This window comes from Bifidobacterium hominis, assembly GCF_040095915.1.
In the GTDB taxonomy this organism is placed as follows: domain Bacteria; phylum Actinomycetota; class Actinomycetes; order Actinomycetales; family Bifidobacteriaceae; genus Bifidobacterium; species Bifidobacterium hominis.
Window position 1 is genome coordinate 1 of sequence record NZ_JBBMFR010000015.1, and the last position, 6,303, is coordinate 6,303.

Genomic DNA, 6,303 nt, shown 5'->3' on the forward strand with positions numbered 1-6,303 from the left:
GGAGTTCCGGAGCATGTCCCTCGCGGTCTAGGGCTGTATCCTAATTAACAACGTCCAACAAACGGGGCGCAGTTCAAAGTGAGGGGCTTTTCATTATTTTGCTATGAAGCTTGTTGATGCGAAACTTACTTCAACACTTCGATGGAAGTGATGCCGACCGGCTCGAGCGGAGCGTCGGAACGATCGGTTGCCACGGAATCGAGCTTGTCGACAACGGCCTTGGACTCGTCATCCGCGACTTCGCCGAAGATGGTGTGATGGCCGTTGAGCCATTCGGTCGGCACGGTGGTGATGAAGAACTGGGAGCCGTTGGTGCCGTGGATCTTGCCGTCCATGCCGCGGCGCAGGCCGGCATTCGCCATGGCCAGCAGGTACGGGCGATCGAAGGTCAGACCAGGAACGATTTCATCATCGAAGTTGTAACCCGGACCGCCGGTGCCGGTGCCCAGCGGGCAGCCGCCCTGAATCATGAAATCCTTGATGATGCGGTGGAAGGTCAGACCATCGTAGAACGGCTTGTGGCTCGGCTGGCCGGTGAATGGGTCGGCCCATTCCTTTTCGCCGGTGGCGAGGCCGAGGAAGTTGGCCACGGTTTCCGGGGTCTTGTCGTCGAACAGGTCGATCTTGATGTCGCCTTCAGTGGTGTGCATGATAACTGTAGTCATGGCTCCAAGTGTCTCATGGGCTTGAGACCGGCGATGGTGCGATTGCGGTAATGACGCAGAGAGCCGTGGAATGTCCGCGGCCGATAGCCGGGAAGCCGAGCCGCAACGTGAGATGTCATGCGAGTTGGCTTGCGATGATCAACGCGCCGGCAATAACCATGAGCGCCGAGAAAACACGCAAAAAGAGTCCTTTTGCGTGTCTTCCCAGTTTTTTGGATCCGATTGCGACGGATATCAAGACCAGTCCGATGGCCAGCGGCGCCAAGGCCAGCAGAAGCAGCGGTTTTTCCACGGCATCTCCTCTCGAACGCTGTGATTCAGATGTTTCGATGCTCGGTTTTTCTGCGCTTGCTGACAAGGGCCATGGAGCAGCATGTCGATACGCACAGATTCACTATGCAGGTCGCTGCCGGCAGTAGCCGTATGAACGGCTGACTGTAGAAATCGATAACATCCGGCTCCATGGATCCTGAGTACATTTCAAAAACCGGATACGATGCGAGAGCCAGCGCCGAACTCACGAGGAACGGTATCCAAATGACGGACAGCCGCAGGATGGATACCGTTCGGCCTTCCCGATGAACTTTTTTCGAGAACATAAAAAGAGACCAAGAGGCCACTGCGATTAATGCACCCGTGCAATACAACAGACCGGGGAACTCGCTACGCATGATTCCGTCCTTACTTCAGTTGCAGGTAATTTGGCTTATCGATGTTCTGGATGGTTCGAGGTTATACGGTGTTTTGAGATTGCCATACCTGACATGGCAGTCGAATTGTTCCTTCATCATTTTTGAAGCTGTTGGATAGGCCGTCCAATGACGACTCGAGCTAAACTGGGGAGGGACCGTTGCCCATGCTGATTCTGCGTAATAGTATCTTGTCGGTGTAGCCGTTGCTGCCCACCAAGTGGGTTGTAAGGATAACGACCACATGCCATTACGTGCAATCCAGCCTCCCTTAGCAAACCATTGATTGGACCATGAACCGCGTGCGGCTGTTGTATCCATTCGGATGTTGGACGTTTGTTCTTCCTTTGTCGACGCAATGAGATATTGCATCGTCTCATCCTCGGTTTTCCCGTATACATTCCGCTTCGGATCCTGGACCCAATCAATCACTTCCGATCTATCCATCCCTATTTCCTCATATACTGCCTGATTGTATTTCATGCCGTCTGCCAGTGCGGAGGTCGGGGTGATGATTGCGACGCTGATTGCTGTGATCGTCGCCAATGTTGCCAATGCTTGTTTTTCCATTATGATTCCTTCCCTGATTGCAACTTCGGTTTTGGAAATCGCATACCATTCGAAACAGTGAACTGATTTTGTAGAGGGATATCGTTTTGCATCAAGAGATTTCGGCTGCTCATGGTGTGGTTCCGCAGCCAATAAGAGTGGTACCTTTTCCATGGCATCTCCTCTCGAACGCTGTGATGCAGAGATATCTTTAGTGAATCATGGAATATGGGTAGTTCGGCACTGACTGGTGACGGGATTCGACCCTGATGTTCGTCGGTGTCGGAATATGTTTTCGCCGTGTAGCATCTGGTAAATAAGGCATTTATTCATGATTGAGGGGAATGGAGGACGGTTATGCGAAGAAGAAGGACCATGGCTTATCGGATTGCGGTGTTGCTTACGGCATGCGCGCTGGGGTGGGGGACTGCAGCGCCCGCCGCCGATGCCTCCGTTATCCAACCGGACCAGGACTTGTCTTCCCGTGCGACCGTGCTCGGTTACGACAATCTGCTGTGCAAGTTATTCCCGAGTTTGGATATCTGCAGGAAGCAATGATGAGATCACCATCGTCGTTTTTTTTGGACGCCGTGCGTCCGTATCCGCGTGGGTTTAGGCTGTCATATCTGTTTATGTCGGTGTCTATCGTGGTTCTGGAGGTCGTCTTCCATGCGATTTCAGCTCCGCTGGGAACTCACGACATTCTGATACTTGCCGCGCTGTGTGCCCTATTGTCCGTGGCACCTTGGCTGGGTATCACAGGGGATTTGCTGTATGTAGCCGTGTTCGCCGCGATGGGGGCGTTTAGCTCTTCGCTTGCATTTCCTGTGCTTGGCGTATTTCTGGTTGCAGCTGTGTGGATCATCCGTCACCGCACGGCTCAGGCTGCGCTGCTACTCGCTGGCTACGTTCTGCTGATGTTCTGGCAGAACGGGAGCGTGCTTGCCCGCATGGCCAGCGATGTTTTGCTGTCCTCCGTCGCGGTTGTCGTCGGCTTCGCGGTCAGGAAGTTCATGGACGGGGCCGAACTGTCCCGGCGGGAGCTGGAGGAATCCCGGATGGGGACGGTCAGGGCCGTGGAATCCGTCCGGGCCAAGCTCGCCGCCGGATTGCACGACACGATTGCCAGGGACCTCGCCCGCATCTCCATCTCATTGGAGAGCCTCGCCGCCGCGCACCCGGACCTGTCCGGCGAGATCGCTCCGATAGTCGATCTCGCGCACGATTCCTCACGCCGTCTCAGGCCTATGATCTCGGAACTCAGCCTCGACGCCGCAGCGCCGAGTCTCGCGGCCGCCGTGGAGGAATCCAGACTGATGCTGCGATCAGGGGCACTCGAGTTGGATGCGCATATGCCGGGCGACATCGACGGCGAGATTTCGAGGCAGACGATTCTCACGGGATCACTGTTCGTGAGCGAGACCGCCGCGAACGCTTTGAAATACGCGCGGAGGGGGACGACGGTAGACCTGTTCGCGGAGATCGACGGTGGGGGACTGTCGCTGACGATGGCCAACGACATCAGCGGGAGCTCTTCGGACGGCGCGCTAACGGGAGGCTTCGGCCTTGCGAACCTGAAGTCGCGGATCGAGTCCGAGGGAGGACGGTTGTCCTTCGTCTCGCGTTCCGGACGGTGGATCGTCAACGCGTCCATACCGGATCCGAAAATCCAAGGGGAAGGGGCTGCTGATGAGTGAACCAATCCGCGTCCTGCTTGCCGACGACGACGTGATCGTCCGTGAGGGGCTCGCAGGCCTGCTGGACCGCCAAGACGGCATCGACGTGGTTGCCGTCGCCGAGAACGGCAGCATGGCTCTGCGCGAGCTTTCCAGACGGGCCGTGGACGTGGCCCTGTTGGACGTGGACATGCCCGTCCTCGACGGGCTGGCGGCTGCCAAGGAGATGGCGAGGCTGTATCCGTCGGTCGTGGTGGTGATGCTCACCGTGTTCGAGCATGAGGAATCGCTCGCCAGGTCGCTGGCTCTGAACGTGCGCGGGTTCTTGACCAAGGACATCCCCTCCGCGCAACTCGCCCAACTGATTAGACAAGCGCACGCGGGATACTCGGTGTTTGGACCGCGCCCGACCGGTATCCTCGCCGACAGCTATCTGAACTCCGGGAAGAACGATCCCAAATATGACGCCTTCCGCGAGAGGGTGGAACGCCTTCCGGGCTATCTGCGCACCACGTTTGATCTGCTCATCCAGGCGCTGCCGAACGAGACCATCGCCAAACGGCTCGGTCTGAGCGAAGCCACCGTGCGCTCCTACATATCCGAGATCTTCACCACACTCGGATACACTAACCGCGGCGAGCTCACCATCACAGCCATCAAGGCCGGATACTGACTTCTGTTCCTGACCTGGTCTCCGGTGCGGGATGAACTTAGGTATTCCGCATGTTCGTGAATCCTATGGCTGCTGCGAGGACGATCAGTACGGATGTCTCGGCGGGGAGATATCTCAGGAACAATTCGGGAAGCTCCTGTTTCGTTACGATTGCCATGACAACGATGATGGGGCAGACAGACGACGAGCGAAATGGCGAGAGAGACGAAGGCGCGTTTCCAGGAAAAACGCTTGTTCCGCATAGCTACTCCTAATTGCGGGAACGGCACAGAGAGCCGCGGTCGCAAAGGTCTTGACGGTGAAATCAATCTGTACTTCAACATAGTCGAATCTATCATCTCCGTAGAGGCGGATTCGACTATGTTTTCATGCAGACAATAAGCGAAAAACCTTCAACGACATTCTCAACAGCGCAAAACAGACATAGCCAAAATCTGAGCAATCAACGGCGATGATGAAACACGTGACCTTACACTGCACATGCAGTTCCTAACACGCCAGACGCTTACGATTATGATCACATCAACTTCGCAGAATACTCACGAAACAGATACCGCAAACAACGCATCATGCACCACTATCGGCACCATTCTCACACTAGCCATACCAACATTCGGGCAACTTATCGCCGAACCAGCATTCGTACTCATCGATACCGCCATCGTCGGGCATATTGGCGGGCAAGCGCTCGCCGGTCTGTCGGTCGGGTCAACCATCGTGCTCACTGTTGTGGGGCTATGCGTGTTCCTTGCATATAGCACCACATCGCAGGTGGGACGTCTTTTGGGCGCCGGCAAGCGGAGAGAAGGCTTGGAAGCAGGCATTGATGGCCTGTGGTTGGCTGGAATCATTGGCGTGGTGGTGTCTGTGATGCTGTTCGTTATTGCACGCCCGTTGTGCATGGCCATGGGGGCGCAGGGGAGCGTCTTGCACAATGCGGTTGACTACGTGCGTGCCGTGGTGTTCGGTATTCCCGGCATGTTGCTGGTGTATGCGGCCAACGGTATTTTCCGCGGACTGCAGAAGGTTCGCATCACGTTGGTAGCTGCTACGCTGGGTGCGATACTCAATACGTTGCTGGATTTGCTGTTTATTCTCGGATTCGGTTGGGGTGTGTTTGGGTCTGGAGTGGCCACGCTGATTTCGCAATGGTTCATGGCAGTGTTGCTTATTGTTCCTGCGATGTTGTGGACTCGTGCGGAAGGTGCCCGTTTACGGCCGCGTTTGTCAGGAGTGTTGAACAGTGCTGGCGATGGTGCGGTGTTGTTCTTGCGCACGCTTGCGTTGCGTGCATGCCTGGTGGCGAATGTGGTGCTGGCTACGCATATGGGCGTGGAAGTGTTGGCTGCGTATCAGGTGGTGAATTCCAGTTGGAATTTCGTGTTGAACATGCTTGATGCCATTGGTATTGCCGGTCAGACGTTGGTTGCCGCGCAGATTGGTGCCCGTCAAGAGGATGAAGCCATGCGTTTGACGAGAATCGCTGGCAGGGCAGGATTATGCGGAGGCACGGTAATCGGTATTGGTTTGATGATTGCCGGATGGTGTGCGTCCCCGCTGTTTTCGCAGTCTACTGAGATTCAGCATCTGATCACCATCGGTATGATGGTTGTTGGCGTGACATTGCCGTTGGCTGGTTGGATGTGGGCTGTTGATGGCATTTTGATTGGGGCAGGGGATTACCGTTATCTTGCATTGACGTGTACGGCGACAGCTGCAATATATGTACCCTGTCTTGCTGCGATTGGTTGGATATGCGATGCGATGCAGGCGTCTTCCGCGCTGCGTATGGCATTGCTGTGGCTTGCGGTGAATCTGTTATTTGTAGGATTGCGTGCCATTTTCAATGGGTCCCGTATCGGAACTTCCACATGGTTGCATATCGCACATTGAAATCAGCTTGTGATGGCAGTTTGACATGACGTGAGATGGGCGATTCCTGCAAAATAAAAATCCCGCATGGTTCCGGCGGACTGAACCGCACCCCGATTGTTGGACTGAAGAAATTCAGATTCGATGATCGGAGGTGCGGTTCTTTCGTATGCGTGAGG

The 6,303-nt window shown here is 55.4% G+C and carries 7 protein-coding genes; 3 read left to right on the forward strand and 4 right to left on the reverse strand.

Annotated features, from left to right (window positions below):
- Positions 1-125 precede the first annotated feature (125 nt).
- The 4 genes from WMO36_RS08255 to WMO36_RS08270 all read right to left on the reverse strand — a co-directional run bounded on the left by WMO36_RS08255 (position 126) and on the right by WMO36_RS08270 (position 2,077).
- Entirely contained in the window at positions 126-665 is a 540-nt protein-coding gene (locus WMO36_RS08255) for a peptidylprolyl isomerase (RefSeq protein WP_099571252.1), read from the reverse strand.
- Between the two features lie 115 nt (positions 666-780).
- A complete protein-coding gene (locus WMO36_RS08260) occupies positions 781-957 on the reverse strand; it encodes a hypothetical protein (RefSeq protein WP_349077275.1) in 177 nt (58 codons plus the stop codon).
- 25 nt (positions 958-982) lie between these two features.
- A complete protein-coding gene (locus WMO36_RS08265; RefSeq protein WP_065447231.1) occupies positions 983-1,336 on the reverse strand; it encodes a hypothetical protein in 354 nt (117 codons plus the stop codon).
- A gap of 15 nt (positions 1,337-1,351) precedes the next feature.
- On the reverse strand, positions 1,352-2,077 hold the full coding sequence (locus WMO36_RS08270) for a DUF2599 domain-containing protein (protein WP_144090580.1): 726 nt from the start codon (positions 2,075-2,077) through the stop codon (positions 1,352-1,354).
- Positions 2,078-2,457: 380 nt separating this feature from the next.
- Between WMO36_RS08270 and WMO36_RS08275 the strand changes: the two genes are divergently transcribed.
- From WMO36_RS08275 to WMO36_RS08285, 3 genes are all read left to right on the forward strand, one after another.
- Entirely contained in the window at positions 2,458-3,600 is a 1,143-nt protein-coding gene (locus WMO36_RS08275; protein ID WP_250778419.1) for a sensor histidine kinase, read from the forward strand.
- Positions 3,593-4,252 carry a response regulator transcription factor gene (locus tag WMO36_RS08280; RefSeq protein ID WP_250778421.1) on the forward strand — a complete coding sequence of 220 codons (660 nt, stop codon included), beginning with the start codon at positions 3,593-3,595 and terminating at the stop codon, positions 4,250-4,252. The genes WMO36_RS08275 and WMO36_RS08280 overlap by 8 nt, the downstream gene beginning before the upstream one ends.
- 513 nt (positions 4,253-4,765) lie before the next feature.
- On the forward strand, positions 4,766-6,145 hold the full coding sequence (locus WMO36_RS08285; protein ID WP_099571491.1) for an MATE family efflux transporter: 1,380 nt from the start codon (positions 4,766-4,768) through the stop codon (positions 6,143-6,145).
- Positions 6,146-6,303 lie beyond the last annotated feature (158 nt).

Excerpts from the sequence above, each read along its gene's own strand:
- WMO36_RS08255 (WP_099571252.1), bottom strand. The coding sequence starts at position 665 with ATGACTACAGTTATCATGCACACCACTGAAGGCGACATCAAGATCGAC.
- WMO36_RS08265 (WP_065447231.1), bottom strand. The coding sequence starts at position 1,336 with ATGCGTAGCGAGTTCCCCGGTCTGTTGTATTGCACGGGTGCATTAATC.
- WMO36_RS08270 (WP_144090580.1), bottom strand. The coding sequence starts at position 2,077 with ATGGAAAAGGTACCACTCTTATTGGCTGCGGAACCACACCATGAGCAG.
- WMO36_RS08275 (WP_250778419.1), top strand. The coding sequence starts at position 2,458 with ATGATGAGATCACCATCGTCGTTTTTTTTGGACGCCGTGCGTCCGTAT.
- WMO36_RS08280 (WP_250778421.1), top strand. The coding sequence starts at position 3,593 with ATGAGTGAACCAATCCGCGTCCTGCTTGCCGACGACGACGTGATCGTC.
- WMO36_RS08285 (WP_099571491.1), top strand. The coding sequence starts at position 4,766 with ATGATCACATCAACTTCGCAGAATACTCACGAAACAGATACCGCAAAC.